Origin of the sequence: Leptothoe sp. ISB3NOV94-8A (assembly GCF_043421595.1) — a bacterium.
Lineage (GTDB): Bacteria > Cyanobacteriota > Cyanobacteriia > Phormidesmidales > Phormidesmidaceae > Leptothoe > Leptothoe turfae.
Window position 1 is genome coordinate 885,836 of record NZ_JAXSQW010000001.1, and the last position, 26,248, is coordinate 912,083.

Genomic DNA, 26,248 nt, shown 5'->3' on the forward strand with positions numbered 1-26,248 from the left:
AGCCCTCTTTAATAATCTGTCATCTCTTTCACCCAGCTCCTCTAGATATCATGTAATACAAAGGCAGATAGCCGAGGTTAGGAGACAGATGGCACCTTTGATGAATCAGCGAGAGCAGTTAAGAGTACAGACATCTGACGTTCGAGCCCAGATGAATGCATTGAGCTGTAGATAGCGGGCGAGATTCACATTCCCTTAACCTTTCCCCCGCTATCCCCAAGCCTCCCTGGGCACACTAGGGCTATCTGCAAAGCTTCCGCATTGCGGAACACCTGATCCCCCTGGGAGTATGCGCCTGGGGGTTTATTTTGGGGTGTGGGTGCAGATACGCATTAAATAACCCCCAACACGCAAGGCATTGGAGGCGGCTTTGTTATAGAAGTTGAATAGGCAGTATGTCTGCCCTTGGTGTTTAAAGTGCCCAGTTCTGTAGGGAGCGATCGCACCCCATACCATCCCCCCTACGGAAGACTCTCACAGGCCACCCCATCCTTATCCCTGTCCAGCCGGTGTGGATCGCCTGGAAAAGCATCTAAGACCGCTTGCGCTTGGGCCTGAGTCTGAAAGTCGCTACAGTTACAATCGCTGTTAACACAGGAAGGTAGATCAGCGTTTACTGCGGGTTCAGGCTGTGGCTCTTCATTGGCAGTGACCCCCCTCCGGAAATCCCAAGGCATGACAGGATTGGGCTGGCTCCAGAAATTTAAGCCTGATGTTCTGGCACTGTCTTCCGCGTTGAGCAAGGCGTCAGCACTATCCGGACATCCGCTTAGGTATCGCCTATAGACCACTGCATACCCCTCAGCTATCAACCGATAGCCCACAGAAATATTACCTACCGAGACTTCGGCAACCGTGCGGCCATAGCGATCTGTATCAACAGTTCGTAGAGTCACTGACTCCCCAGGTGGCAAAAGCTCAGCTAACCGCTGGCCAGCTTCTTTTCCGAAGGGTTGTGAGGACTCAGGGGCATCAATACAGGCTAAGCGAACGGTTATCGTTTCGCCATCACTACGCCTAACTCTGAGTGTGTCACCGTCCCCAGTGCTGACAACGGTTGCTTGATCGTCCGCTGGTGCTTGAGCGATGGAGGGTGCTGCCTGTACTGGTACTTCAGCAACGGGCTGATTGGGTGCGCTCATCGACACACAGGCGATAGAGCCAAGACCTATTACCAGGGGGAGCAATCGTCTTTTCATACCTAAGAACTCGAAGCATGGAGCTCTTTCAGTATGCGGACCTTTGAACGATTTCTAACAGCTTTTATGGACATCCCTGAATACTTCAGTTAATCTAGGTGAAACCTCTACGATTCGTGGGGGTCTGCCGAACCTCGAAAACCGCATTATTTCGTTGACCCCCTCAGATCAATTGCTGGGCAAGGGCTTCAGACGTTTTCCACAGGGCTTTATTGGGAATAGCTTCTATTTATTTGGGCTTTTCCAGACCCCCTCAGAAATCGGGTTCTAGAGGGCTTGTGTAGTAAGGGTTCCAGAAGGTGGGGGTTCAGAATCTACTACCCCGAAAGGGGACGGAAACACTGCATAGCTGGTGTAGGACCATTGCTGAGATTGCGTTCAGAATCTACTACCCCGAAAGGGGACGGAAACGCGATCAGATTAATCTCTCCCATCATGAACTTTAGGGGTTCAGAACCCACTACCCCGCAAGGGGAAACTACCCACACAAAAACAGGGCATACGCATGACGCACGCCCCTTCTGAATTCCTATTGTTCATGTCGTTAGGCTTGATGCCCCAACTCACTTCCCCACCAACCGCTGACGCTCACCTCTACTGCCCTGAAAGTTTTGACTAGTGCGATCGCATCCTAAACAGCCGTTTCTAATTCAGCCCTAGCAGCACGGTTCTTTGCGAGCCTATCAAGCCATTCAGGTTGGGTTGCTTTTACTATTTCCTGTAATTTGGCATGCTCTGAAAAATCGCCATTAGCCCAGGCCATAACCCTTGGGTTCAGATCAACCCAACCCAAAGGAGCATTGTCAACCAATCGTTTGGATAGCCGTTGACTATCTTCGCTGGGCATAAAGCTTGGGCTAATAGCCAGCATCAAAGTATGGTCCCATCCGCGATGCTCCCAGAAGAATACGCCTTGCTCAAGCATCTCTAAAGCAATTTTTTCACTGCTTCTGTCTGCCCATAGCTCACCATTGGAATCATCGCCAGATTCATAATCCCAGTTTTGCTCAATGTTCCAGCGGTTGATAAATTCAGTCTTCAGGTCTGACATGGTTTACATCCTCCAAAACGGGATTGACTGCTTTAAGGCTTCATCTGGGGCCAGCTGCCGCTTTTGCTCTTCCTCAAGTAACTCAATGTAGTTCCTTGAATAGAAGTAGGCTTCTAGCGAATGCTTGACGACCTCAGGTGTCGCATTTTTCCATAGCCATGCTGGATTATATCCAGTAGCTGTCTGGATCATCTTGGCACACCAGCTGGGTTGAACTCCACGCTTCTTCATGAAGGCAAAGAAAACTGCACCCTCAGTCCGGCAATTCTCACGGATTGATTCTTCACTGGCTTCGGTTAACCATTGGTCAAATTTATCGAGCAGTTCTGCTGGGGTCATGCTGCTATTCTCCTACTAATCTTTGACGCTGCCCTCTAGCACCTTGGCAGGGATGGTCTAACAAGAACTGCCGCACTCCACCCGGATGATGCTCGTCAATCATGGCGGCTACCTGACGTTGCCATTTCACCCGGGTTGCAGTGTCGCACCAAGTTATGGAGACATTTTCTAGGGGCAGCTTTTGAAGCCAGAGTTCTGTAAAATTCTCAGGCGTGGGTACACCGGAGAAGCACAGTAGGTAGTGATTCTCTGGCCCATCATGGTCAACATTGAGTTGAGCTAGTATCTCTTCAACGCCTTCATCCACAGAGCAGGGATACCCTACAAAACCAATTACTCCAAACGTATCGCTAGCACCACTCTCGGCTACCAGAAATGGGCGGGACGCATTGATGAAATTACACAAATTCCATCCCCAATTGTGCTGCTCCATGATAGTTAGGAGTGTGTGGGCGTGTGGGTAGATCATTGACTTCAGTCTCCTAATAACTCAGCTTTTAATGCAGCCACCTTTCTGGCCACAGACAATGTTTCAGATGCACATTCTTGATTACCTTTAGCTCCAACTTTCTTAAGTCGTTGCGTTGCCAAATCTTCAGCAAAATCTATCTGGCCAATCTCGCTAGCAGTCATGTTGTCACGAAGACTATCTTTTTTGGTCAATCCCCTGCTTTTCGCCAGCTGTTTTGCTGTACCACCATGGAGCCCAACATAGAGGTTATTGGTGCAGTCGGCATACCCACGCCCCTCAACACCATGCTGAGCCAATGTAGCTGTGAATAGTTTGCGGGTGACTTTTGACTTAGCCCGCTTTTCTATCCGCTTCAGCTCTTCAGGATCTTCATTGCGGTCAATAACATCGAGAGCCAAAGTCGCATCACCCTGGATATACCGAGTAACTAATTGAGCCGCTTCTTCTCGGTATTTCTTGCCCATTGCACCAGGAAGTAGCCCAAGAATTTGAAGCCAACCTTGAAGGTCAACAACAGGTGTTTTCTTTTGTCCACGTCCTGGAAATTTGAAGTCGTCACAAAATGCGACAACTTCTGGATACGTTGCGACCAGACGCTTCCAGACTTCGCGAGGACTGCCCTTGCCAGCAGCTCCAATCAAATCGTAAACACTGCATCGGCCATCTTCAGTACGCCGAATCTTAGCCCCTAGCTCCGGGACTATCGTCAATATTGGTTTTGTCATTTTTGTTACCTCGATGCTCTGCTTAGGAGATATTTTCTTTCGTCCCTTTAAAATCCCACTACCAGCGAACGCACTCTGGCTCGCTGGTTATCCCTATTCAGTTGCAAAATCTGTTGCGTCAATTATAGCGAAGAATCTCGCTAAGAGTTAATTAATTCTCTCTTTTAGAATCCCTAGTTGGTGGATTCTACGCTTTGATTGGGTCGCCACTCAATTAACTCAGACAGTGACAAAGGATATAGTTGCAGTCTTTGTTCGTTGCCAAGTTTCAATATTGCCTCAAGAATTTCATCTACCCTCTGGAGATTTGGTTTTTTCCTCCCTGATCTCCACTCAGATATCAAACTTGGAGCAACATCAAGGTGCTCTGCCAAATCTTTGCCAGAGACGTCATATTTAGCCTGAGCTTCTTTGAGCTTGAAAATGAGCAATTTCACAGCAATTTACTACCACCTCAGTATACGGCTGGATAGAGCATAGCATGAAGAAATTGATTTTGGAGATAAATTATTATCTTATTGGTGTTGCAATTATCCTATAGGTGAATTACTATCGAGATATAGCAAAGCCCGATGTCTTCCCCTGGAAAGTTGGACACCGGGCTAAGCAACCCAAACCACTACGCAATTTGGATTATGCAAACTATACCCAAGTTTTCGACTAGTCCCAATGGGGATAACTACACCATCCTTTGGGGTTCCGAAGTTATTGGAAAGATTGACTTTAATATCACCACCCTGAAATGGGAGTACAGCCGCTACTCAGCATATCCAGCGGTTGTGTCTGGTGGCACTGCTGACGAATGCCTGAAAGCAGCTAAACAGGATTACACGCTGACCCACAACCCCGAACCTTTAGCCAAGGTCATCACCAAAGGTCCCAAGAGTCGCCCCAGCGGGTTCTATTCCGATTGCAAGTACATCAGCCGTAACCGTGTCCAACGCATCACCATTGGCGGCTTGGATGGCAGCTGGACAGATGAGCTGTGGGTGCCTTTGAGTCTGGCGAATCAGTTGAAGGTGGGAAGCGTGGTTGTGCCGCATCGCCCGGATGGCCCCAATGGAAAGCTTTACCTGAAGTGGCCTAAGGTTCCCGTCCGTCGTTCCGCGATCGCAGCATAGGGAGGGCTTAGCGATGATCACATTCACCCAAAACCCTACCTTTGGCCAGCTGTACGCAGAGTGTTCTGAGACTGGAGCCGACTATCGCATTCCGACCACTCGTGTTGAGGCTTTCCTGGCCGAGATTGGGATGACAGTAGAGCAGGTCTTAGCGACTCCTCAAGAGAACACTGAGGACATGCAAACAGCTCTGGCCAAGTACAACGGCTAACCCTTCACCGCCGGTTCCATCGCTACGGGACCGGCCTTACCAACCCTACGGAATTTAGAACGATGCGAATACTCCTATACACGATGCTGTGGCTTGTTGTTTGTCCCCTATGGCTACTGACTCAAGCCGTGGACAAAGGTAGCTATATCGAAGGTCAGCTGAGTGATCTTGAGGTTCATCTGAAGCTTGAGATTGAGTCGAAGGTCAAAGCCGCTGTTAATGCATGGGCGGAGGCGTAACGATGACACACGTAATTAAAACCCTTATCCGTCTAGCCTTCCTCTCTGTACTATGGCTACTAGTACGCTTCACCCAGTTTGTTCTAGAGCTGTCTGAGCTTATCCATGAGGCCGATGCTGTGAGCATGGCTGAGCTGCATTTGCAGGTGAAGATCCACCGACAGCTCAAGGCACTAACACCCAAGTTCATCAAGGCATAGCCCATCAATACGAGGTTTAGCCAGCTCTGCTTTGGTGGGGCTGGCATTCTGGTTAGTCCCCTTGTATGTTTAGAGGACTAGAGGGTAGCTCAGACAATAAACCCCCCTGGCCGATTGGTCACCAGAGGGGGCAGGTCAACTATACGCTTTACGCTTAACTACCATGACGTACTAACGTACACCAAGTTCCCACACGATGGCATCGCCTTGGTGCAGATGTGGGCGAGGGTCAAGACAGTTGCCCCTGTCCTGGCCCTCTTGGCAAATCCTTAACGTACAAAAAAGATTGCCTAGAGCAAAGTACAGTCAATAAGCCCATAACAGTTAGGGAAGCGAACCCCTGGTGCATAGCCCTGGTAATGAATCAGTGATGTTACGGTTGCGTGTGACAGCCGTGTAATATCTGCATTGTCCAGCATCCTATCTCGCCTCCCATGTCCATGTGGCAGGCACGAACGGAGGTATGGGGTGCAACAGTGAGCGCTGACAACAAAGCGATAACTGCCAGGGTTCTCATCGTAATGCCTTGTGAAACTGCATCCAAGGGTACCGGAGTGTGTTCAACGAGTAGGTCAACCTTGAGTGTTCAACACTTTCGACTAACCCCTCAATACCATCCATTGAGCATTCCTTTGCAACTTTTGAAAGTATTCGGTAGTCAATTTCATGTATTACACAAGACAAAAGGGGGACTACCGGACTCTATCTAAATGCACTTATTCATGTCCCTTGGCTTGCACCTGCTGAGGGATTTTTTCTATAAAAAATGCCCCTAATTGCTTAAGGGCGTTGTGTGCTAATACATACTTCATTTTTAATTCTTCCTTAGCATTCCCATGCTGACGAAAGGCTATCCCCGCGATTCCCTCGCACCACTTGGGCACACTAGGAAAATCCGGAACGGCATATAACTGCCGCACACGATGCACCCCTGACCCCCTAGGAGTTTGCCATGCGCCTGGGGGGTTATTTTGGAGACTGAGGACCCACACAAAAACGCCCAGCACATGACCGGGCGTTAGTTAGTACTGCTTAAGTGAGTAATAGTCGTAGTATAGGACATATAATGGGCCACTTTGGGTAGCCTGGATCACGCAGCCAGGGGTGTCGCCGCGCTCTGGTTGCATGTTACGCATTTCGCCTGGGGGTTGACTGGCTCCCAGGCTTTTTGTGTGGGGTTAGTCGAGCAAAAGCTTTTCCAACTTGATCTGCATTTCTCGCATGACCCACGAGCTGTCATCCCTGGGTGCCCCCTGTTCATCCGCCGAAGACTCAAACTCTGCGGCAATTCTTTTGATTAGCTGCTCAACAGAGCTAACTTCGTAGTACTCCATTAGGGTATTGACGAGGGCTATGGCTAGTTCTTCTTGCTTCATGATGAAGTTAGTCGGTGAGTCCCTTTTCTATGGCTGCGATCGCCGCTTGGACATCGGGAGTAGTATCGCCCAGTTTCGCCTTTAGAGTGGCTAAAGCCTGGAGCATTTCTGCGCGCCCTTGCCATCCATCCATGGACCGTTCCAAGAGATAAGAGATTAAGTCACTTTTAGAACGCCCTTCTTCGGTTGCGCGTTTATCAAGATTTACGGAGAGCTGATCCGAAACAGTCGCCCAAACTTTACTAGCCACAAAACCGCCCATGGTTGCTTATTTACTACAGAATACTAACCGAAAGCAGAGAATTAGCCATTAGGCTCCTAAGAAAAGCTTATTGACTTATATGAGTTGCATATAAGCAACTTTGTGCTAGCCTATGGACAAGCAATGAGGAGCAATTAGCGCCAATTGCTTGTCGTTGTTCATCGTTGCTCATGGCTATATATGACCCAGACGAAAGAGCTAGAAGGCGTGAGTGTCCTGCAAATGATGAAGATGTTGCTAGAGCATTAAATGGGTTTAACCATTTAGCTTTGCCATCAATACCATTGCAGTTCAAAAGCAAGCTACCCATAGTTTGTTGCGTCTATGTTGCTTATGTAGGTTCAGACATTTACTACATCGGTAAAACGATGAATCTAAAGCAACGCTGGCAAACTCATAAGCCAAAATTGCTGGTGGACTTAAAAGAAGCGGAGCAGCGATGCTCTCCAATGAAAGCCCGTATAGGTTGGCTTACGGTAGATCCTGGCATTTTAGATTTTGCTGAAATATCTCTAATCCAGAGATGCATGCCATTGATGAATGTCAAAGACAATTGCCGTTATTCATAGGAGCAACAAAGCGCAATTGGCGCTAATTGTTTGTGATTGCTCATGTGCGTAGAATTTGATTTTCATCCAGTTGGGTTTACTCCTGCAGAGTTGATTCTCAATATTCGTGAACGCACAGGGAGAAAAGTACCTTACTCAACTTTGAGGTACTGGAGAAAATGTCTTTATTTTCAGACTTCTCCAAACAACTTGTACACAAAAGGTCAACTTGAAACCCTTGTTGCGCTTAGTTTGTGGCTTCAAAGAGGGGGTAGAATTGGTCCTTTTATTCAAAGATTTGAACAACAAATAGTCGAGGTAATTAAAGATGCTCAAGGAAACAGAGTCGCTTAAAAATGCGGTAAATGGCGGCGAAAAGTCCACCCCCGGCCAGGGCTTCAGTCCTACCCCCAAGACAAAGCAACAAACCAAAGCTACTGCCAACGCTTCTGATATGGCTCTAGCCATTCAAGGATCTATGGGTAATGAAGCGTTAGCCCTTGTACAACAAGTGATTGTGGCCCAGGAGCAGGTTGAGGATGCTGCTGCTAAGGCCATTGTTCACAATCGTGCACAGATGGGTGCTCGCATTTTAGACAAGGTGTGCGCTGAAGTTGTTGATATGGGTGCAACAGACCGGATCAGTGAACCCGATCAGTACGCATCCCAGGTAGGGCAAGCATTTATGGCCCTCACCGAGCAAAGTCGCTGGCAAAAATCGACACCTGAGTCATTGGCTAGGAGCAAGAACTTGTTTCTTAGTCCGCAGCAGATGGCTCAACAGGCATTGCCTGGAGCTTAGACAACCTGTCTTGGATATCCGAGATATCTTAGATACCTTAGATACGCTAGACATACTGAAAATAAAGGTGTCTACGTGTCTTGGAGTCTATCTTGGATATCTCGGATATCGTGTCTAAGCCAAAAAACAGGGATTAAAACTGTCTCAGATATCTTGCTTGATCATGATCATCAAAACATCCTGGCTTATCTTGCTAATTGGCGTAGGGGGTCCTGCGTTCTTGAGTTCTCCCGAACTATCTGATAGTTGGAATGATGCATCTGAGATCAGAGAGCAGCGGAAGGAACAGGCGCAGAAAGACCGGATGGCTAGCATGTATGCCACTCAAGCGCAGAAGGATTCAGAGATAGCGCTAACCAGGGTCAAGGCTGGATGTGTCCCAGTTGTAGCTAGAGAGACAGGCGGTGACACACGATTAGCCGAAGGAGTGCAGGTAAAGGCAGCTAGTGACAGCCCTATCCCTCTGGGCGATGGGTCACTTGTCTGCACTAGGTCCGGCGATACGGCTGAGGTGTGGGAAGGTCGCGTTGCGCAGGTAAAACGTGTTGGCCCCAATGATGCCGACGAATACTTAGATTCTTTTTCAAAACAGCCAGGAGCTTACTAAAAATGACTTCAAATTCAGGAGCTAGACGGGCTAGCGAAATTGCTACTCTCGGTTTTTGGTTGCTGGCGACCGCTGTATTAGGGGTCGTTTTGTTGCTTAACCTCCAGCCGTGGTTTGCGTTGGGCGTAGATTACATGTCCCAAATTGACAAAGGTATTTTGATTAGATTTGCAGACTGGCTGATTGGTGGCAGGGTCGCTAAAGTTTTAGGCCTTATTTTCCTGTTTGCAGCTGCTCGGTCTTTCAAGAAAAAGCCTTGGTTGGCAGCCTGGCTGGTTATGTGCGGCATTGTCCTGCTACTAAGCGCCAACACATTGGTTTCAGCAATTGGCGAGTTAGTTGGCTTTGTGTTCTGGAGCTGGATACAAATCATTCAGGTTGCCCCAATGATTTGTCAGTACAGTATCGCGGGGCGAAATCGTAGTTGGATGGAGGGTCTCAGGCAGTATCGAAATGCCGCCTATTTGGTCGAAGCGATCGCATGCTTTATCAAATATCCGCCTTATGCCGGAGGAGACACCAGCCGATTGTTAAGCGATCTGACGACTGGGTTTTATCTAGATGCGTCTCTCTGGAATTGGGGGAATTTCTTTTGGGCGATCGCAACCATGGCAGCTGTTGAACTAACGCTGCATTTTCTGCTGAAGGCGGCTGTTGCCATTCGAGTAACAAGGGTTATGGCGGAGGAAACAGCATGAGTGATTTAACAAAATACACTGAGGCTATTAAGTTTGAGGACGATTTAAGTGAGCCAACCCTTGGTAGCGTTATCAAAGATGACACGATACTTATGGGGACCTGGGCGTCATTGGCGATCGGTTCTTTTTTGTACCTTCAACCCTTCGGGCTTATCTCACTGGTGGCTTTAGCCTACTTGGGGTATCGCGATGTTAAGGCGACTTCAAAGAAGCAAGCTAAAAAAGAATCTGACAGGAAAGAATCTGAATTAGCTGAAGTAGTTATTCAGCAAGAAGAAAAGCTACTTGAAGCGCAATTTAAGCAGCTTGAATCGAACCAGCCTGGGCAGGCTAGAGATCAGCAGCATCGAGATGAGTTTATAGATAACCCTTGGTTAAAAAACAGGAAGTCGAGATATGAGGGAGAGGTTTATGCCTCTCCTGAAGATAAAGTTTCTAGTCAGTCGGATGTGAGCCCAGAGGTAAAAGCGGAACAGGCTAGATTTAGGGCTCCTAGTGTGACTGAATTAACTAAGATCCCTATCCACGAGCGTGCTGAAAAATTACTTGAAGATTTGGCATTATCTGGTTGCGACTTAAGGGGACTGATCCACGACCCGATTGTGGCGGTAACCGGAGAACAGCAGTCAGGTAAATCTACACTGCTTGTGATTCTGTCTGTTTTCGAGTCTGCGTTATTAGATAAAGAAATTCATTACGCCACTACAGATAGTGATATTTATCCATTTAGATTTGCGTCTGTAGTAGATTGCCCTGAAGGCTACAAGGATGAGGTTGAGGCTGTCTCTAAATTGGTCAAAGGTCGTGCTTCTGGTCACTCTTGGTTGTTTGATGAACTGACCAAACAGAGTAGAGAAGCAATCACTCAACCACTATGGAGTCAGCTATTAACTGGCTTTGTAAAAACAAGGGCGAGTGCTCGGTTAGTTATTCATGGAAAGACTCTGTCGGCCATGGGGGTACCGACTGGTTTTAATGAGCAGGCCAAGCAGGAAGCCACTATCTTGAGAGCTAAGCGCATGTCTGAGGCGGTTGGTGTTGCTGAGAGACGCAAGCTGGCCCATGGAGGTCGTTATCCAAGCGGCAAATATGTCTATTTAGAGATGGATTCTGACAAGTTGGCTGATTCGCAAGACTGCATTACCCTTCCTGATTGGTTGCAGTTTGAGCTTAATGATGAAGGCTCTCCTTGTTATGTTCGCTCACTGCTGGCGTACTTCCCTGAACTGCAAGGCATGGTACAGCCGAAATCCTATGAGCCCGTTCCCGTCAAGTCGGTTGAAGTTGTAAGCGACGGAATGGATGCAGTTAGAAAATCTTTAGACAATATTTGGTCAGTCAGTGCGCCTCATCCTGCTGCTGAGGAAACATCAACTGATGACTCCGGAATAGAGTCTAATGCTCGTATGTTTGCTTTGTCTGTCATTCGATATCTAGAAGACAAGGATCTATCTAAGATCACCCTGGCTCAATTGCTAGCTAATTGCTATGAGCTAAAAAAGTATCTCAAGCTAGGCAGCCACGACGAAGATATTCGAGCTAAAGGCAGGGAGACCGCTCGGATTCTGACCAAGAAAGCAGCCGCCATGAAGTTGCTCAAGATAGATGAGCGTGGCCAGAGTATTACTATTTGGCCGCCTGAAAGCCCATTGTTTGGAGTTATCCGATGAATAGAAAACCTGTGATATCTATCATTCCTTTCGAGAAATCAAATAAAGAGAATCAGCAGCAGTGTGTTGATGCAATGAATTATTTGGCTGGCACCATAAAGCACAGTCATCCTGATTTATTTGAACAACTGGATTCACTGCAAAGCGAGATCACGAAAAGGCTAGGGCTAGCAGAATGAAACCCATTTTTCTCTGGCGCACACTCCCCCTGCGCGATCGCGCCAACCTCCCCTCCAAACCTGGTCTATATGCGGTTAAACCCAATGAGTAACACTAGATTCTCGGATGTCATCGAAGTGGTCAGAAATGGCCAAACGATACAAATTACCCCCGCTCAGCTTCAACCTGGGGATGCTTTGCTTATTAACGATCAGCTTCGTATTGTCGAAGGCTACAACCCCCAGCGTGGGTGGGCATTGCGTGCTCCCCACTTCGAAGAATATGAAATTGAGAACCCGGCGGTTCGGGTTGGGCTCGGAATGCTTAACGGATTGGCTAAATTTTTAAGCTAAGGGAAATCAAATGTCTAAATACTACAGCCTCCGACCCCACCACCCCGCCTGGCTTGATCGCCTCCGCCACACCTGCCAATTCACTGGCGCACCCGTGGGGAAGACCCACCAGGGCAAGTACCGTGGGTATAACTTTCACCACACTCACAGCGGCGCTTATGGACATGAACGGCCAGGCTGGAATTTATTGCTACTCACTCCGAGAGCACACCGGTTGGTGCATTTTCTGGGTGGCACTCCGCTACTCGGGATGAACAAGAGCGCAGTAACGATCCAGAACAGGCGGGCCCAGAAACTCCCCTGTTCATGGCTATGGCGGTATCCAAATCCAGTGCAGAGGATTTTCCATTGCTGGTGCAGGCTGCCGATGATAGCGCGAGGGTTTGGGGTGGTGGCGTTGGTGATGTTGATTGTTTTTGGAGGATAGGCTATGACCCCACAAGAGTTTGCAGAAAAAATTACAGGGCAGGAATACCCGTTTGAATTGGAAGATAGAGAATTAGCCAAGCACCACATGTTGATTGTCCTGTGGGGGCAGAGCGACGATCTGCTAGAGGTTGACGGGTTAATCCGTGATGAATGCAGTGCCTGGGAAGGAAGGACAGCACGCTTTGGCAGTCATGGTTTCCTAGAGATAAACGAAGATGGATCTTTGCAATCTGCTGAGCCTACAACTGTCCAGGAATGCCGAGAAATAGTTGAAAACTTTGATTCTTCATTTGAGGTCAAGGCTGAGTGGTGCCCAGGAGGCACCACTCTAAGTTGGCGCATTACAGCAGATGCAATCCCCAGCGAACGGAAGGCTGCTTTTGTCGTTGTAGAAGACGGCGAGCCTATGTGTGAGGGGCTGGTGGTGCGGATGCCTGTGAGCCAAACCACCCAACTTCCTCGCTAGAATGGAGCCGTAAACACGGGTGTGTGTTTGCAAATAGGGAACGAAAGCGCTGCCTCTCGGGGTGGCGCTTCTTTGTTAGAATCAAGAAACTTTATATCTAAGACAGCAGCCGTCTTTATCGCGGCTGTTTTTTCATGTCTTTAAAGAAGAACAACCATCCAGGACGTATGAGCTATGCTTGATGTGTCTTCGCTTTCTACAACAATCAACCATGCTAGATAATCCTGATTTGATCGCCTCACTCATCGGCTTTGATGGGCTGTTGGCTATTGCCCTCACGGCCATTGCTACCCGTCTTCTTTCCGATGGCAACCGCGCAGAGAAACTAGAAAATGCTACTGGTGTCGTCTTTGATAAAGTAGCCAGTGTTGAGGCAACTGTTGAGTACATCCAGGGGCGTTTAGAAGGCTTGGCCGTCATCCTTGAAGATGGTCGTGTGACTCCCAATGAAGTAGCGACAATGAAATCAGAGGTTACCTCTATCCGAGATAAGATTTCAGGAATTATGAACCCAGGAGGTGATGCCGCTTGAACTGGAGAAAGTTAGCTACCAGGGTTGGGCTGTCGGCCCTAGAGAGAGCCACCCAACCTGGCAGTGTTGATGAGATCAGCCGCCAAACTGCATTAGCCGCCAACGTCTGGGCACTCGCGCATCCAAGTATCAAAGAAGAACCGTTCCCTGATGTCCAAAACGGTGATCTGGTGCTCAGCGACGCATTCTTAATCCCCAAACTTAGCTGGGGTTGGGTGTGGTTTCAGCGGCAGTTCTCGTTAATTCACAGGCAATCAGGGGTGGAATCTCGCTGGATTAATCGGAGAACCGCACCCCAAAACGTTTTGGAGTAAACCACCCCCACCACACGCACACGCCTCACGCCGCCTCTCGTGGGCGGTTTTTTTGTTGTGCCGATTCTTTACAAAGGGTTAACAAACATCCTCTTAAGTTACTGAAATAACCGTAGGTCAACGGTTATAATGTTGAGGAGATTAACCTGAAATGTCATGGGAAAGAAAAGATCAAAGAGTCCAGCTTTTAGGTCGACAAGAGAGCCCAGGAATAGCCGAGTTGACTATGTGCCCTCATGCGTGCAGTCTAATGGCCCTTCAAAACTCAGATGGGAGTCAGAGAAACCTCTTAAATTCCCATGTGTCACTAGGAAACTCTCAGAGGAAGAGCTTCAAAGCATCTCTTCCAACCCCTATATCGATCTCGCTGTTGACGAACAGCCTATTCAACCTCAACACTTAGAAACCATTAAGGTTGGTGCGAGTAGCCGGGAAAGTAAGAAGACTGAGCCAGAAGTTCAAAAAGCTTCAATCCAAAATTCCTGCAAAAAACTTCAAGTTGAGCTGCAATTCTCTCAGCGGCTAGCGGCAAACCTGGGTGGAAAAACTGAGTACGCTAACCCAGCAGGCAGGATCGATGTGCTCACAGATGAATTTGTTATTGAAGTGAAGGTGGCCCATAACTGGAAGCATGCGATCGGCCAAGCTCTGGTTTATTCATCCTACTTCCCTGAAAAAATTCCCATGGTCTGCTTGATTGGCGAAAGCGTTTATGAGTATTTTGATATCGCTGAGCGCCATTGTGAAGCGCTAGGCATTGTCTTCAGGACGGAGTCTGATTTTGATGAGTAAAAAGACCAATAACGAATGGGAGTCGCAGCAAAGAGGGAACAAGGCAAACGCTGGCCAATTCTCCTCTAACGAAAAGCTTGACGCGGACAGGTACGTCAAACTGACATTGACATCCTCGGACAGGGACAAGCTTCAAGTCTTGATAGACGAAATTCAAGAACGCCCTGCGCCAGCCCTAAGAAAAATTGTGTTGTGGCTACTATCGAAGCCTGAGATCGTGAAGCGAATGCTAATAGATATAAAAAACGAGCAAAGTCCTTGACATAGCCGTAGGTCTACGGCATAGTATATCTAACGGCGCAGGATGCCACGTACCGGGGGCCAGCCGGTTAAACAAGGAGCCCTTAGGAGACATAGGTGCCCGGGAACCATCCCAGCGATGGCGAACCCAGTTATTTTATTAACGAGCCCTCAACGGGCTGCCCCATGCGGGCGTTGTTCTTAATCTCGCTTCGGCGGATTCACCAACGTTCGCGGGTCAGGGCAGTTCGCGGGCAGGCCCATCCCCCTTAACTCGTGTCGGGTCAGCGAGGCGTTAGCTGGGGGAAGGAGAGACACACCACTAGCAGTTCGCATCGCGCACCACACTGCTGTGGATGTTGTTTTTAGGGTTACGATTATGTTTGATTCCGACCTCGACATGGCTTCTTTTGAGGAACTTTTCACTCAAGCCTCTCAGGTTGGCGAGGCCGCCTACGAAGTTACGTTCCTTGAGCGCAATCCGGAAGGAGAAGGCTACTTTGATTACGACGTCGATACAGTCGTAAAGCCGTTTCGGGGGCAGGTCGGCACCTGGTACAAGGTCATTGAGGTCATCGAAATTGACCACGAAGGGCTGACTGCCACCGTTATTTTTGAGTTCACTGATCCCGAATAAGGGAACCGGTCAGCCCCACCGCAACGGGGCACACGACACATTTATCTTTTTGGAGAACCGACACATGAAATACCAAGAGATTATCAATTCCATCACCACCAACGACGCAACCGTCGAAGCCGTCGCTGTCTGCCTCACTCTGATCAGTTGGTTCAAGGGGGCATGTAGTGATGCCTATGATTCCGGCGTGATTGTCCGGCGGTGGTGGGAGAACCATGGCAAAGTGTATGCGGCCATGGCTGCACTATTGGCGGTGCTTGCCTTCTGCGCAGTCTTCGTTGTTGCTACGGCTGTCTACCGTTGGCTGAAAGATTACGGTATTCCTGGTGCAGTGACTGGACTGGACATCCTCTGTGCCACGCTGCTGTGTTACGAGGAGCCAGAGTTAGAGGCTGCTGACTTCAGTGTCCCCGAACTCGATCTCAGCGAAGGGGAGGCGCTGATCAACTGGGCGTTTTCTCTCAAGCAGTAGCCCGTGGCTCTGGGTAAGCCGCAAATACTGTCCGTACTTTTACTAGAGGCTTTTATTATGGGTTACGCTATCTCAGAAATAGAAAGGTTCTATGAGGACATGGTTTACGACTATGTAGACATGCTACCCGAAAATTATTTACGGGCTGTGGTTCGCAACGAATATGGCGGCAGTCCAAATGTGTTGCATCACATCGAAAGAATGTCTATCGCCGATCTTGTTGCTGTAGTAGAAAGAAATCTGTCGATTGCAATAGATGGAAGAGTCTATCTAAATTCAACTAAAACCCATAGCAAAACTAAGGCAGAAGTTATCGCCTTTATGCATAAGACTCCATCGTGCATCATGGATCAGATATGTAGTGAACGATTTCAGGCGGCTTGATGCAGTGTTGTTAGGGTTTCTCGTTCTGGAGAATAAACCCGCCCCCACCGATCGCAGACACGATCGCAATCACTTGTACGATTGTTTGGATCTGCTCGGTGGAGATGCCTAAGCTGACTGCGAAGACTCCGACCGCGATCGCGCCCAGGAGTAGTAGCCGAGAGATTTTCTTCTCAGCGCTAAGGATTCGTTGGTTCTGCTTAGTGTCGATTTCGCGGGACTCATTCTTGGCAGTAATCAACTCCTCTTGCAATGCTTTGAGTGCTGCTCTCTGCTCAGCCAATTCCTCATTCAGATTCTCGTTTTGCCATTGATCGAAGCCGAGGGTAGGCGTTTCCGATTCAGACTTCTCAGCAGGCCACTCTAGCCAACAGCGGTAGCCCCCTCCTTCAGGCGTGAGCTTGATATGCGCACCTGGGCCGAGCAACCAAGGACGTCTAATAAGTTTATTTGTCCGTCCCTCCCGAATTCCTGAACCAGAGGGATGGCTGTTTCCGTCTCTAATCCTGAGCTTCCCCGATTCATCCCTGAATATAGTGGCTTGGGTGCGGGAGATCAGTGAAGAGATCGGCACCCTCTCACCGTTGGCTCTTTCCCTTGGATCTGGATGTGGTACCAAGATTTTCCAGCCAATCACTCCAATCTGGATATCGGCATGAGAATCACGCCCAATCGTCAGCGGAAAATCCCCGTCACTCCCGGTCGCGATCGGGATCTCTCGGGGGACCTGTCCCGGAGCTATTTCGTAGAGGGTGAGTGGGGTCATGGGGTTAGGAGATGGGGTAGAACAGTGTGGTTCCCCTGAGCCCGAAAGCAATAGATCCATTGGCTTGCCGGACATCAATGTCTATATCCAACTCAATTCTGTGCAAATTCGTGTAGGTGCCGATTTCGCTAGGCAAGGGTTCTAGTGGGCCACCCCCGACATTTCCTTGGGTGCTGCGGACTTCAGTAATACTTAAAGGTTGATAATCACTACTTCCACGAGTTTGCGAGAAATTGTTTATCAAAGTCGCTCCTGAATTGGTGTAAATGAGGTTTGCTTCGTCCTCATACACCATGTTTGTTGCTGTCCCACCATTCGAGTGCAACAGTCGCCCGTATGGACAAAGTTGGATGTTTCTATTTTGTTGGGGAGATACGTAGGGAAATCCAGACCATGAAACTATTAAAACGATTGTTATCGTGTTCGGGTCTGTATCCTGCCTACCGTAAATTCTTTCATTCAGGGCTCGGCTAAATTGCCAGCCGTAACGGCTGTCTACATTAACGTTGTACGCTTCTAGCAGCCCAATAAATGTTTGATTCCCGTTCGCACTATCGGCAGCATCAACGACCCACGTCGCAACTTCATTTTGGGGGTTAGACTTGTTAACAATTGGAAATACGGCTCGCGAATTACCTGGTGTAACAGGAAGAAGTAACGAATTTCCACTCCAGTCTTTCGCATTATCGAATTCCACAGTGGCTCCTATGTTCACCACGCTTCCTAGGGTCATTTCACCAGGCGATACCCCACTACACACGCAATCAGAAAAAGACTGCACTTTTTTATAAGTCCCAGCAACTATCTTCCCGCTCACTTTAGTGTTTTTCACACTTAAGTTTGACAACATATTCTCAAAGAAAAATTGCCGATTTGCTTCTGTGTTTGCCCAAGCGTCCCAAGTGTAAGCACTTACCGGAGCACTTAAAAGCAATTCATCAATATCGAAGCTGCTATCAAAAATTTCTACATTTCCTTGTGCCCGAACATTATCTAAATCACCACCTGCAGGATTGGAAACTGTGATATTAAAAGCTTTATAGTCCCATGCTCCATGGGCATCTAGAACTCCACCATTGTGCACATTAGCGTTTTTTACTGTTATGTCATGGGCGTTATTGGTAGTAATGAAATGCCGAATATTCTCCCCCGAAATGTCTTCAATCAACGCACTTTGGCACCATTGAACCCATAGGGTATAGCCGCTGTTTTTAGCTTTTATATTCTTAGCGGTCATTCGTCCATGACGCCAATTTATAATTCCAGGAAGATTGAAAAAGCCGCCCTGTTCACTGGCCGTAGCATCTCGGTTAGTAGTAAGGCTTAAATTTTCTAACTGAACATTTCCGCCATGAAGTTCAATCGCCCTACGGAAGTTAGCTGAAGAATTGTCACCAACCAAATCAAAGGTAAATTCAAAATCTTTAATAATGAAATTAGGGGTGTTTTTGTAGATGACCACCCTAGTTCTTAGTTCAGTTGTCCCGTCAGGCAATGTATAAGGATCAGCAGATGGAAAGAAAAACTTACTCGCCTGAGTGTAGACGGTACCATTAGCATCCAGCGTCACTCCAAAAAGCTGCTCCCAAGCAATCTCTGAATTATTGGCAGCGTTCACCAATCGAAGATAGATAATATCTCCATTTTTAATGGTCGCATCATCTGTGGGAATGCTTCTGTCGCCACGATTCACGTCTGCTGTGAGATTCGCCGCAATAGCATTCGAGTTGAAATCTATAAAATAATTAGATCCGCCTTGAAGCTTGATTTTTACGCCAGGGCCACCCCGAACAGAAAATGTTTGTCCATGGGAAATGTTTGCGTTAGTAGCAGTGTCGTTCCCCGCAAAAAAGTAAGTACCTGGCTGATCGAACCAGATGCCTAAGTTGTTTGTTAGGGCATACTCAAAAATGGCATTTTTTTGGCTTGAGTAATCGGTCACTCCATCAGGGCGTATGCCAAACCAGCTGGCTAAAACTTCGTCGCTAGTGGATCGCTTGATTCTCAATCCATCAGTGTTAACAAACACAGTCCCACTATTATCGGTAGAGGTTGTGTCGGTTCTGTCAATCAAGAAATCCCCGCCGCCAGGTGTATTCGCACCGTAGTAACCTCGGATAGTTACTTTGGTGGCCTCTGCTGCAATATTTGAAGATGATCGAAAATCTGAAACACTGTCGATAGTGATTGCCAGGTCGTCACCAGCTGACGCGGCAAATGTTATAGGCTGCTTTCTCCATGCCATCAGTCAGCCCCTCCTGTTTGCCTAGAGCCCGCAATGAGAACCGGCTGAGATCCTTCGTTCGTGATCACTGCCGAGTCACCACGGAATTTTATGTTCACGTCCCCGATCTGCAATTCTTGGGGATTGTTCACGATGGTTTGCTGCTGTGGATTTAGTGTTCTGGCTGGAACTGTCGCGAGCATTAAAAAATCCTCCTTATGTCCATGTAGGTGTGCCACCACGCCACATTCTTCGGCGCGGAATTGTTAACGTTGTACGCCCCAAGGCATACGGTCATCGGCTGGGTTTCCTCCAAGAGATTTATCCACGCGAGGCCATACTTTCCGCGTAGATTATCGGTGCGGTCCTCGGGTTCGAGCGTCGCATCACTTCCGTAATTCAGAAGCCCAAGTCGTTGAGGTGAGGGAACCCCTGCTGCAATCTGCGCTTCGAAAACAGCTGCATCCATGAGGCCAACATCTACATACGCGTTGATGATGTCCTGCCCCGAGACGTGATAGTTAATCTCCCACAATGCCCCTGGGTCAAGCCGTATCCTTCGTCCTTCAGTGCTTGCGCCTTCTGGGATGGGCTCGCCGGAGTCATCTAGCAAGGAGATTCCGTCGCCAAGGATGTATGCGGGAGAAGTCACCTCGGATGGTAAGCCAGCATCTTGGGTGAATGGCGTCCGGATGAACGGGATTAAGGCGAGTGTGGGGTCGTTGAAGGTGAGCGGATACACCCCTCCTTGATCCGCCATCAACAAATGGGCGACGGAGAGGGGGGTGGTTTGGGCTGTTTCGGGGGAACGCCACGCGCTCATTGGGTTAGGCCCTCCCTACGTATACGTCGAGTGTTGTCGTTTGGCCCGCTGCGGTTTGGGCGAGGATTTCGATGCTGTGTAATCCCCGTACATACGAGGTCTGCGTGGCCAATGCGAAGAAGATCTGAGAGCCAGGGGGTAGCGTGGTGGGGGCGATAGTCTCGCGCACGTCTGAGCTGTCGCGTTGTTCAGCGTGTTGGATGGCGGAACCGCTGTTGGGCGAGGCAAACTCAGCATCCGTGTCGATGATAGTGCCGCCTGGGTCGGATTCTGAGATATAAGCTTTTATTGCAAGCCCAGTCAATGGCTGAGAGCCGGTGTTGATGATCCGGCAATTCGACACGTTGCTGGTCGTGACGCCAAACCGCCCAGCTGTGGTTAGAGTTTCAGTTACAGTTGTGGTTCTTTTGGGCATTAGCTGACAACCATGCAGAGAAATGCTTCTCGTCAAGACTAACCGTTGATTGACAAAGGGTTTTAGTTATAATCCGAGAAAGTTTACAGCACTATTTATTGGTGTTTTGCAAACAGTTCCTGACCCGTTACGCCCATGGAAACAACTCAGAAAATCCAGACCCCTGAAACCAGGATGGCTGCTCTATTGCGTGGTGTTCGCGCCGAGGCTGGTTTTAAGCAAGCTGAGTTAGGCGCTTTGATTGGGGCTGAGTTAAAGATAGCCCCTGTTGGTCAGATGACAATCAGCCGATGGGAGGCCAAGGGAACAGTACCAGGGTGCTATCTGGGCGCGATCGCTCGGGTGTGTCGGGTTGATGTGGAGAGGTTGTTGGTTTGACAGACTTAACAATTGATAAGCGTGATGGTTTGTTTCTTCGTATTTGTTGCACTGACAATGACGCGATGATTGATATCGCCGTTAGTGACGCAGGCAATATTGTGTTTGACGTTCATGGCATAGACGGGATAAAGCGTATCAAGCTATCCCCCGCAGACAGTGTTAGTTTTGCTCAAGCATTTACATGCTACACAGCGGAATAGTTCAAGCCCACTTCTAGAAAATATTGAGACGAGGAAGACTTCCTGTTCGCTGAAATTACTAGGGTTCGGCTAAACTTGAGGCAATCTCTCCTCTTTGCAGCCCTTCCTCATGCTCTACCGCGCCGACGGAACACTAATGAACTCATTCTCTGCGCTGTCCAACCAACGCACGGGAATGGGGGTAGCGGGCCGGGACAAACTGCAATCAGTTGAGATCAACCTTGACCCGTACATCCTAGATCGCGAACAGCTTGGCAGTCTGCATCGTTCAAGTAAGCTGATTGAAAAAGTGGTGGAGTTGTTACCGGATGATGCCGCCGCGAGTTGGGGCGACTGGCGTTTCCCGGATAACGATAACGATGAAGAGTTAGCGCACGATGTTGGATTGTATTGCGATCGCCTTGACCTAATCGACAATTTCAACGAAGCCGCGAGTCTGGGGCGGCTGTATGGCGACGGCTATATCCTACTGGACATCAAAGACGGCAAACCCATCAATGAGCCGGTCGATATGGGTCGGATCAAGTCAGTAGAAATTGCAGGCATTGTTGACCGTGATGAACTGCGCTCCGATTCCAGCTTTGGCTATCGGAATCCTAGGACTTACTATCTGAACGTTGAATTAGATGCGCCGCAGTTCGATGGAGTAGACCGTGGTTTTTCGACAATTCACAGCGATCGCGTATTGAGGTTTCCGGGTAAACGGTTGCGTAGCCGTCAGCTGCAGCGCAATCAAGGTAATAACGATTCAGTCGTTCAGTCATTGTTTAACGGATTCTCGATTTACATGCAGTCGTTCACCAGCGTCTCAACGATGCTGAGTGACGCGAATCTTTTCATCTATATGCTAAATGGGCTCTCTCAACTGGCCCAGCGCGGAGAGACCGATAAATTAATTTCTAGGTTTGCGGCATTGCAAATGTCAATGTCCAACCTGAAGGGGCTGGCGATCGACAAAGACAACGAGGCTGTGGATTATTTGGCCCGGAACTTTGGTGGAATCGACAAGATCTTAGAGCGTGTTGAGAATTTCTTTCTGGCCGAGACCGGCTACCCTCGTACTAAATTATTTAATCACTCTGGAGCAAACAGCCTCAGCGAATCTGGCAAAACCGATGAGCGTTTGTGGGCCAACCTGGTCGCATCGTATCAGCGCAATATTTGGACGGGGCCACGCCGCCGGGCTAGTGAATTAATTGTTGCAGCCAAAGATGGACCAGACTATGGCGGTCGGGTGTTGTTTGGCTGGCAATCCCTGATCCAATTAAGCGATAAAGAAAAAGCGGAGATTGCCAAGCTTGAAGCGGAAACAGCCGCTATTTTGGCAGAATTACCGGAAGAGAGCCGCCCTAATACCCATATGGATGCCGCGGATGACGAACGCATCCAGGGCCCTAGTAAAAAAGCCGAGGGCAGTGCATCAGCAGGCGGTGGCAACATCGAACTAAACGAGGCTACGGTCACCGCGCTGGAGGAAAAAGTGCGCGCTCATAATGAAGCGCATCCTGAAAAGGGCAAGCGGGTTACTGTCGGGGCGCTGAAAAAAGTGTGGCGGCGTGGAGCGAGGGCTTTTTCAAGTAGCCCTCGCCGTACCGCAAAAAGTCGCAGCCAGTGGGCGATGGGTCGCGTCAATGCATATCTCTATCTGCTGCGCAACGACAAGCCTAAGAACCGTAACTACACCACAGACAATGATCTTCTCCCCGCTGGACATCCCCGCTCTAGCCGCAAGGATGAATTACCGTTCGAAGATGGGGAGTGGGATGCGATCGCAAATGATGTTAATAGCCCGGTTGTTGTAGAGGGAGCGTTGGGAGCGATCGATGAAGCTGTGGGCGGTGAGTTTTCGGAGGGTTAGGGCGCTATACAGTATCCCTACCAATAGACATCGCAGTGCTCCGCCTATACCCGAAGGGATGGGTCTCTTGTCCTCAACGACAAACATGAGCCTTATTAAATTGCTATATCATCCTGCGATCGCATCCGTCTTCTCAAACTCCGACAACTCCGCAACTCATGGGAGGGGGCATAGATATTGCAACCCAGACTCACAACCTTAGAGCGGCCTGAATCGGTCAGCACTTTAAGCACACGAGTATGACCTAAAGCATTTTCAGTAACCAAGAATCCACAGCTAGACTCTCTGAGCAGGAACAACAATTCTGGATCATCTAGTTCTATGGCTACTCTCTTCTTCTGAATCGGTTCAATCTTACGCTCAAGTCTCCATCGATTATCGAGTCGTCGTTTGATGGTTGACTGACTCCAGTCTGTCTCTCTGGCTAAGCCTGCAATGGAACAACCCGGTATCTGAAATCCATTTGAAACCACTACTAAGCTTTTTTCCCCTGGCAATTGATCAGAGGTCGCCATTTCCCACGGTTTCAAAACTAACTTCTTGGCCTGGCCCTTCTTCTCTTTCCTAGCAGCCCAATACGCTTGTTTCTGCCGATACTGGGCTTCTAATGCTGTGCAGAGTGCTTTGGCTTCGGATCGACCTAGATGATGCAGTTCAACATCTGCGATCGCACCGAGTCCATCCACACCCAAGGCAATCTTCACAGCCCGAATGCCACATAGATAGAGTGTTAAAGAACTATTGTGCGATCGCGCTGACCTAAACCAACCTGTTGCCAACCCACGATTTATCCATCGTTGGATCGTCCGCACAGAAACACCCATCAGATCGGCTATGGCAGTCACATCAAAACACACCCAACCGCTACCCTGGGTATCCAGAGAGCGGAGGACATGCCAGAGGCGAGCATGCTCATGGCCCGAGTCTAATAGGCGAGTATAAATCCGTATGGTGGTTGGCAGTTGCAAAGACATAGCACAACAGGCCGGTCCCAAAGAGAACCGGCATTCCTCGTATTGATGGGCTATACCTTGATAAAGTCGGGTGTTAGTGCTTTGACCTGTCGGCGCATCTTGATGATCAGGTGGTCTTCAGCCCCAGATACCGCGCACGCTTCCCAGTTAAGTTCTGATACTTCCAGGCAGAAAAGGGTAAAGCGTACTAGCGCCCATAGTACAGAGAGGAAAATGAGGCGGATAAGAGTCTTAATTACGTGTGTCATCGCTCTGTTCCTCCTCTAACAATTTCTCCGCAACCGTCCGTGCCACATTGATCGAGTCCAGGATCGGCCCCTGCGTTTGATACTCCACCCGATCTTGGTCATAGTGAATAAGGAGCCCCTGGTACATCGCATCCAATACAGCGGTTAGTCCATACCCATGGATCAGAGCCATGAGAAAAGACTGTAGTTGGTCGTCGCTATGGGTCTGACTGACAGGGATTGTGATTTGGTTTTCCATGACCGCCCCCTATGCTCTCAGCCCGAACTTCGGGTTCAGGCATTTACTCCAGTAGCCAGGCATCGCCAGCGGTAACCCGTCTGAATACCAGATAATGCACGGTGTCTCACGGGTCTTGTCTGCGTTTATTTCAGCCTGCAGTGCCTTGAAGCTATCGACATGGATATGCAGGATGCCGTCATGGATAAAGGTGAATTTCATCGTCTCAAGCCTCCACCAACGCTTTAACAACCCCGCTGAGCATGTCTTCAGCATCGGTCTGCACCATGGCCGAACCTTCATCCAGGTAATACAGTGCTCGGCTGTCGGGCTTAGCGAATTGAGTCAATTGCCAGGCGAGCCATGCACAGGCCCAGGCGATCAGTAATGCAAGTGTTCTCATTGTTCTAAATTCCGTAGGGTTGGTAAGGCCGCTGTGTAGAGGTAGCGGCCACAAGGCAATCGTTAGAAAGGCATCGGCTCAAACTCATCGTCTGGCTCTGCCATGGCCCAATCAACGATGTGCCAGCCCGGTAGGTTGTCGGATACCCAGTCCTCGATGCGGGGTTTTGCTGGCTGAGGAAGGCGGCGTAGCTCTAGGGTTAGCTCTAAGGTCATCCAGTCGGGCTGAGTGGGGCTGGATTGATACGTCGCTAGCTTCTGCAGCGTGATGAAGTACTGATCGGCCACCGCGTCCAGGGCATCATCGGCAATGGCGTGGAAGGGTTGGGCGGTGTCGATATCGCAATGCGGGGCCGATGGGGCGGTGATTACGGTAGTAAACGGGGCGACAAATACTAGGTCGCGGGTTAGAGTTTTCATTAGGCAAATCCTTGTTAGATAAGGGTTTGATTAGAGGGCTGGTCGTAGTTGGCGCTACTCCAGTCCTTGCTCTCCCATCTGCATTTCTCAATCCGGGCTTTGGACCGGCTACGGCTGCATTAGAGGGCAGCTTTGATAGGCTCAGCTGCTCAGGCCCCCCGTAACGTTGCATTGGCTGTAGAAGCGGGGTCACACAGGCAAGGATTTTTTAGAGAGGTTTATGCTTTGTCGTCCTCTTGGCTTTTATTATTACAAGTTAAACTATGATTGTCAACTATTTTTGCAGATTATCCTAGACAGACTGTTATTGCATGGCTATACTGTGAGCGTAGTAACATCCTGGGAGTGATTTTCATGGTTTCAAGCATGATTCATTGGCGACTCCGGGACGTAATGGACAGGGAAGGTATTCAGGCAAAAGCCCTCGCTCAAGAGATAGGGGTAACTGCCAATGCCATGACTAACCTGCGCGGATCTGAGATGCCAAGAATTAATGGAGAGCGCCTTAACGGACTTATACTCGGGCTAAACAAACTCAGAAGAGCTGATAGCAAATTGATCACTTTGACTGATGTGATTGAATTCAGTCTCACGCCTGATGAGATGAGTGAAGTGGGGATAAGTGTCTAACATGCTCATCCTGAAACTTAAAGAGGCCCAAGCTCGCTACAACATCACCAACAAAGACCTAGCTGAGTTCATCGGAGTAGGCAAAACCATGATCTCTGACTGGAGAGCGGGCAGGAAGAAACCCAGCTACGATCGCATTGGTAAAATCATGGATGCGATCTCCCAATTAGGCGACGAGAATCAGCTACAACTTTTCCCGCTGTCGTTATCAGAGTTGATCGAGTGGCGGAAAGATTTAAATGAGAAACCCGTAACAAAAAGAGAAGAAAGTACTTCTTTTTAGCAGCCTTTGTTCTCTCCTTAAACGGGTGCTGTTCGTTATAATGAGAACACGAGATTTTTGACAATCAAATGAGTAAAGCCGCCGACAGGTAAATGAGTTGGCGGCAATG

Annotated in this window: 42 protein-coding genes; 23 read left to right on the forward strand and 19 right to left on the reverse strand. The window is 48.9% G+C overall.

The genetic code is table 11. The features are described 5' to 3' along the window. Positions 1 to 461: 461 nt before the first annotated feature. From SPB21_RS03825 to SPB21_RS03850, 6 genes are all read right to left on the reverse strand, one after another. Positions 462 to 1,142: a thermonuclease family protein gene (locus SPB21_RS03825; RefSeq protein WP_499865563.1), complete on the reverse strand. Its 681-nt coding sequence runs from the start codon at positions 1,140 to 1,142 to the stop codon at positions 462 to 464. Positions 1,143 to 1,830: 688 nt separating this feature from the next. Then, entirely contained in the window at positions 1,831 to 2,250 is a 420-nt protein-coding gene (locus tag SPB21_RS03830) for a hypothetical protein (protein WP_163697274.1), read from the reverse strand. 3 nt (positions 2,251 to 2,253) lie between these two features. Continuing rightward, positions 2,254 to 2,589: a hypothetical protein gene (locus tag SPB21_RS03835; RefSeq protein ID WP_163697275.1), complete on the reverse strand. Its 336-nt coding sequence runs from the start codon at positions 2,587 to 2,589 to the stop codon at positions 2,254 to 2,256. Positions 2,590 to 2,593: 4 nt separating this feature from the next. Further along, entirely contained in the window at positions 2,594 to 3,058 is a 465-nt protein-coding gene (locus tag SPB21_RS03840) for a hypothetical protein (RefSeq protein WP_499865567.1), read from the reverse strand. 5 nt (positions 3,059 to 3,063) lie between these two features. Then, on the reverse strand, positions 3,064 to 3,786 hold the full coding sequence (locus SPB21_RS03845; RefSeq protein WP_499865568.1) for a hypothetical protein: 723 nt from the start codon (positions 3,784 to 3,786) through the stop codon (positions 3,064 to 3,066). A 173-nt stretch (positions 3,787 to 3,959) separates the two neighbouring features. Beyond that, positions 3,960 to 4,223 (reverse strand): helix-turn-helix domain-containing protein, encoded by a 264-nt coding sequence (locus SPB21_RS03850; protein ID WP_499865570.1) that lies wholly within the window; start codon positions 4,221 to 4,223, stop codon positions 3,960 to 3,962. Between the two features lie 198 nt (positions 4,224 to 4,421). Here SPB21_RS03850 and SPB21_RS03855 point away from each other — a divergent pair, with 198 nt between their 5' ends. The 4 genes from SPB21_RS03855 (at position 4,422) to SPB21_RS03870 (ending at position 5,557) form a co-directional block, all read left to right on the forward strand. Next, complete coding sequence (locus tag SPB21_RS03855; protein WP_499865571.1) at positions 4,422 to 4,907, forward strand: hypothetical protein; 486 nt, start codon at positions 4,422 to 4,424, stop codon at positions 4,905 to 4,907. A 13-nt stretch (positions 4,908 to 4,920) separates the two neighbouring features. Continuing rightward, positions 4,921 to 5,118: a hypothetical protein gene (locus SPB21_RS03860; protein WP_499865573.1), complete on the forward strand. Its 198-nt coding sequence runs from the start codon at positions 4,921 to 4,923 to the stop codon at positions 5,116 to 5,118. A gap of 62 nt (positions 5,119 to 5,180) precedes the next feature. Then, positions 5,181 to 5,357 (forward strand): hypothetical protein, encoded by a 177-nt coding sequence (locus tag SPB21_RS03865; protein WP_499865574.1) that lies wholly within the window; start codon positions 5,181 to 5,183, stop codon positions 5,355 to 5,357. 2 nt (positions 5,358 to 5,359) lie between these two features. Continuing rightward, a complete protein-coding gene (locus tag SPB21_RS03870) occupies positions 5,360 to 5,557 on the forward strand; it encodes a hypothetical protein (RefSeq protein WP_499865576.1) in 198 nt (65 codons plus the stop codon). Between the two features lie 716 nt (positions 5,558 to 6,273). Here the strand turns inward: SPB21_RS03870 and SPB21_RS03875 are convergent. The 3 genes from SPB21_RS03875 to SPB21_RS03885 all read right to left on the reverse strand — a co-directional run bounded on the left by SPB21_RS03875 (position 6,274) and on the right by SPB21_RS03885 (position 7,195). Further along, positions 6,274 to 6,477, reverse strand: a complete 204-nt coding sequence (locus tag SPB21_RS03875) for a hypothetical protein (RefSeq protein ID WP_499865578.1) — start codon at positions 6,475 to 6,477, stop codon at positions 6,274 to 6,276. 258 nt (positions 6,478 to 6,735) lie between these two features. Then, positions 6,736 to 6,933, reverse strand: a complete 198-nt coding sequence (locus tag SPB21_RS03880; protein ID WP_499865579.1) for a hypothetical protein — start codon at positions 6,931 to 6,933, stop codon at positions 6,736 to 6,738. 7 nt (positions 6,934 to 6,940) lie between these two features. After that, positions 6,941 to 7,195, reverse strand: coding sequence for a hypothetical protein (locus tag SPB21_RS03885; protein ID WP_499865581.1), 255 nt, complete (start codon positions 7,193 to 7,195; stop codon positions 6,941 to 6,943). Between the two features lie 170 nt (positions 7,196 to 7,365). Between SPB21_RS03885 and SPB21_RS03890 the strand changes: the two genes are divergently transcribed. The 7 genes from SPB21_RS03890 to SPB21_RS03920 all read left to right on the forward strand — a co-directional run bounded on the left by SPB21_RS03890 (position 7,366) and on the right by SPB21_RS03920 (position 12,032). After that, positions 7,366 to 7,764 (forward strand): GIY-YIG nuclease family protein, encoded by a 399-nt coding sequence (locus SPB21_RS03890; RefSeq protein ID WP_499865582.1) that lies wholly within the window; start codon positions 7,366 to 7,368, stop codon positions 7,762 to 7,764. A 307-nt stretch (positions 7,765 to 8,071) separates the two neighbouring features. After that, positions 8,072 to 8,545: a hypothetical protein gene (locus SPB21_RS03895; RefSeq protein ID WP_499865583.1), complete on the forward strand. Its 474-nt coding sequence runs from the start codon at positions 8,072 to 8,074 to the stop codon at positions 8,543 to 8,545. A gap of 163 nt (positions 8,546 to 8,708) precedes the next feature. Beyond that, positions 8,709 to 9,152 (forward strand): hypothetical protein, encoded by a 444-nt coding sequence (locus SPB21_RS03900; protein WP_499865584.1) that lies wholly within the window; start codon positions 8,709 to 8,711, stop codon positions 9,150 to 9,152. A gap of 2 nt (positions 9,153 to 9,154) precedes the next feature. Next, a complete protein-coding gene (locus SPB21_RS03905) occupies positions 9,155 to 9,850 on the forward strand; it encodes a hypothetical protein (RefSeq protein WP_163701616.1) in 696 nt (231 codons plus the stop codon). After that, positions 9,847 to 11,520 carry a hypothetical protein gene (locus SPB21_RS03910; RefSeq protein ID WP_499865585.1) on the forward strand — a complete coding sequence of 558 codons (1,674 nt, stop codon included), beginning with the start codon at positions 9,847 to 9,849 and terminating at the stop codon, positions 11,518 to 11,520. The genes SPB21_RS03905 and SPB21_RS03910 overlap by 4 nt, the downstream gene beginning before the upstream one ends. Next, on the forward strand, positions 11,517 to 11,699 hold the full coding sequence (locus SPB21_RS03915) for a hypothetical protein (RefSeq protein ID WP_499865586.1): 183 nt from the start codon (positions 11,517 to 11,519) through the stop codon (positions 11,697 to 11,699). Before SPB21_RS03910 ends, SPB21_RS03915 begins: the two co-directional genes overlap by 4 nt. 84 nt (positions 11,700 to 11,783) lie before the next feature. Continuing rightward, complete coding sequence (locus SPB21_RS03920) at positions 11,784 to 12,032, forward strand: hypothetical protein (RefSeq protein ID WP_499865587.1); 249 nt, start codon at positions 11,784 to 11,786, stop codon at positions 12,030 to 12,032. Here the strand turns inward: SPB21_RS03920 and SPB21_RS03925 are convergent. Continuing rightward, positions 12,016 to 12,198, reverse strand: a complete 183-nt coding sequence (locus SPB21_RS03925; protein WP_499865588.1) for a hypothetical protein — start codon at positions 12,196 to 12,198, stop codon at positions 12,016 to 12,018. The genes SPB21_RS03920 and SPB21_RS03925 overlap by 17 nt on opposite strands. A gap of 264 nt (positions 12,199 to 12,462) precedes the next feature. Between SPB21_RS03925 and SPB21_RS03930 the strand changes: the two genes are divergently transcribed. From SPB21_RS03930 to SPB21_RS03960, 7 genes are all read left to right on the forward strand, one after another. Beyond that, a complete protein-coding gene (locus tag SPB21_RS03930) occupies positions 12,463 to 12,927 on the forward strand; it encodes a hypothetical protein (RefSeq protein WP_499865589.1) in 465 nt (154 codons plus the stop codon). A gap of 211 nt (positions 12,928 to 13,138) precedes the next feature. After that, the gene (locus SPB21_RS03935) at positions 13,139 to 13,459 is read left to right on the forward strand and encodes a hypothetical protein (protein WP_499865591.1); all 321 of its coding nucleotides are present in this window, start codon (positions 13,139 to 13,141) and stop codon (positions 13,457 to 13,459) included. Beyond that, positions 13,456 to 13,773: a hypothetical protein gene (locus tag SPB21_RS03940; RefSeq protein ID WP_499865592.1), complete on the forward strand. Its 318-nt coding sequence runs from the start codon at positions 13,456 to 13,458 to the stop codon at positions 13,771 to 13,773. Before SPB21_RS03935 ends, SPB21_RS03940 begins: the two co-directional genes overlap by 4 nt. Positions 13,774 to 14,001: 228 nt before the next feature. Further along, a complete protein-coding gene (locus SPB21_RS03945) occupies positions 14,002 to 14,565 on the forward strand; it encodes a hypothetical protein (RefSeq protein WP_499865593.1) in 564 nt (187 codons plus the stop codon). Positions 14,566 to 15,184: 619 nt separating this feature from the next. After that, a complete protein-coding gene (locus SPB21_RS03950) occupies positions 15,185 to 15,442 on the forward strand; it encodes a hypothetical protein (protein ID WP_499865594.1) in 258 nt (85 codons plus the stop codon). A 64-nt stretch (positions 15,443 to 15,506) separates the two neighbouring features. After that, positions 15,507 to 15,914, forward strand: coding sequence for a hypothetical protein (locus tag SPB21_RS03955; protein ID WP_499865595.1), 408 nt, complete (start codon positions 15,507 to 15,509; stop codon positions 15,912 to 15,914). Positions 15,915 to 15,917: 3 nt separating this feature from the next. Continuing rightward, a complete protein-coding gene (locus SPB21_RS03960; RefSeq protein WP_499865597.1) occupies positions 15,918 to 16,298 on the forward strand; it encodes a hypothetical protein in 381 nt (126 codons plus the stop codon). 10 nt (positions 16,299 to 16,308) lie between these two features. On the opposite strand, the gene SPB21_RS03965 is transcribed toward SPB21_RS03960, so the two are convergent. From SPB21_RS03965 to SPB21_RS03975, 3 genes are all read right to left on the reverse strand, one after another. Further along, positions 16,309 to 17,064, reverse strand: coding sequence for an FHA domain-containing protein (locus SPB21_RS03965; protein ID WP_499865598.1), 756 nt, complete (start codon positions 17,062 to 17,064; stop codon positions 16,309 to 16,311). 4 nt (positions 17,065 to 17,068) lie between these two features. Further along, complete coding sequence (locus tag SPB21_RS03970; RefSeq protein ID WP_499865599.1) at positions 17,069 to 19,309, reverse strand: putative phage tail protein; 2,241 nt, start codon at positions 19,307 to 19,309, stop codon at positions 17,069 to 17,071. Positions 19,310 to 19,490: 181 nt separating this feature from the next. Continuing rightward, on the reverse strand, positions 19,491 to 20,111 hold the full coding sequence (locus SPB21_RS03975; RefSeq protein ID WP_499865600.1) for a hypothetical protein: 621 nt from the start codon (positions 20,109 to 20,111) through the stop codon (positions 19,491 to 19,493). Positions 20,112 to 20,661: 550 nt separating this feature from the next. Here SPB21_RS03975 and SPB21_RS03980 point away from each other — a divergent pair. The 3 genes from SPB21_RS03980 (at position 20,662) to SPB21_RS03990 (ending at position 22,965) form a co-directional block, all read left to right on the forward strand. Then, positions 20,662 to 20,904 (forward strand): hypothetical protein, encoded by a 243-nt coding sequence (locus tag SPB21_RS03980; RefSeq protein ID WP_499865602.1) that lies wholly within the window; start codon positions 20,662 to 20,664, stop codon positions 20,902 to 20,904. Then, complete coding sequence (locus SPB21_RS03985; RefSeq protein WP_499865603.1) at positions 20,901 to 21,107, forward strand: hypothetical protein; 207 nt, start codon at positions 20,901 to 20,903, stop codon at positions 21,105 to 21,107. Before SPB21_RS03980 ends, SPB21_RS03985 begins: the two co-directional genes overlap by 4 nt. Positions 21,108 to 21,216: 109 nt before the next feature. Beyond that, positions 21,217 to 22,965, forward strand: a complete 1,749-nt coding sequence (locus tag SPB21_RS03990) for an anti-CBASS protein Acb1 family protein (RefSeq protein ID WP_499865605.1) — start codon at positions 21,217 to 21,219, stop codon at positions 22,963 to 22,965. Between the two features lie 95 nt (positions 22,966 to 23,060). Here the strand turns inward: SPB21_RS03990 and SPB21_RS03995 are convergent, their stop codons facing one another. From SPB21_RS03995 to SPB21_RS04020, 6 genes are all read right to left on the reverse strand, one after another. Continuing rightward, positions 23,061 to 23,939 carry a helix-turn-helix domain-containing protein gene (locus tag SPB21_RS03995; protein ID WP_499865606.1) on the reverse strand — a complete coding sequence of 293 codons (879 nt, stop codon included), beginning with the start codon at positions 23,937 to 23,939 and terminating at the stop codon, positions 23,061 to 23,063. Positions 23,940 to 23,989: 50 nt separating this feature from the next. Then, positions 23,990 to 24,187 carry a hypothetical protein gene (locus tag SPB21_RS04000; RefSeq protein WP_499865607.1) on the reverse strand — a complete coding sequence of 66 codons (198 nt, stop codon included), beginning with the start codon at positions 24,185 to 24,187 and terminating at the stop codon, positions 23,990 to 23,992. Continuing rightward, complete coding sequence (locus SPB21_RS04005; protein ID WP_499865609.1) at positions 24,171 to 24,425, reverse strand: hypothetical protein; 255 nt, start codon at positions 24,423 to 24,425, stop codon at positions 24,171 to 24,173. Before SPB21_RS04005 ends, SPB21_RS04000 begins: the two co-directional genes overlap by 17 nt. Positions 24,426 to 24,434: 9 nt before the next feature. Next, positions 24,435 to 24,626 carry a hypothetical protein gene (locus tag SPB21_RS04010; RefSeq protein WP_499865611.1) on the reverse strand — a complete coding sequence of 64 codons (192 nt, stop codon included), beginning with the start codon at positions 24,624 to 24,626 and terminating at the stop codon, positions 24,435 to 24,437. Positions 24,627 to 24,630: 4 nt separating this feature from the next. Then, a complete protein-coding gene (locus SPB21_RS04015; RefSeq protein ID WP_499865613.1) occupies positions 24,631 to 24,807 on the reverse strand; it encodes a hypothetical protein in 177 nt (58 codons plus the stop codon). Between the two features lie 62 nt (positions 24,808 to 24,869). Then, a complete protein-coding gene (locus SPB21_RS04020) occupies positions 24,870 to 25,226 on the reverse strand; it encodes a hypothetical protein (protein ID WP_499865614.1) in 357 nt (118 codons plus the stop codon). Between the two features lie 354 nt (positions 25,227 to 25,580). On the opposite strand from SPB21_RS04020, the gene SPB21_RS04025 reads away from it, so the two are divergent. Beyond that, positions 25,581 to 25,856: a helix-turn-helix domain-containing protein gene (locus SPB21_RS04025; protein ID WP_163671085.1), complete on the forward strand. Its 276-nt coding sequence runs from the start codon at positions 25,581 to 25,583 to the stop codon at positions 25,854 to 25,856. A gap of 1 nt (position 25,857) precedes the next feature. After that, positions 25,858 to 26,139, forward strand: a complete 282-nt coding sequence (locus SPB21_RS04030; RefSeq protein WP_499865615.1) for a helix-turn-helix transcriptional regulator — start codon at positions 25,858 to 25,860, stop codon at positions 26,137 to 26,139. The last annotated feature ends 109 nt before the right edge of the window (positions 26,140 to 26,248 follow it).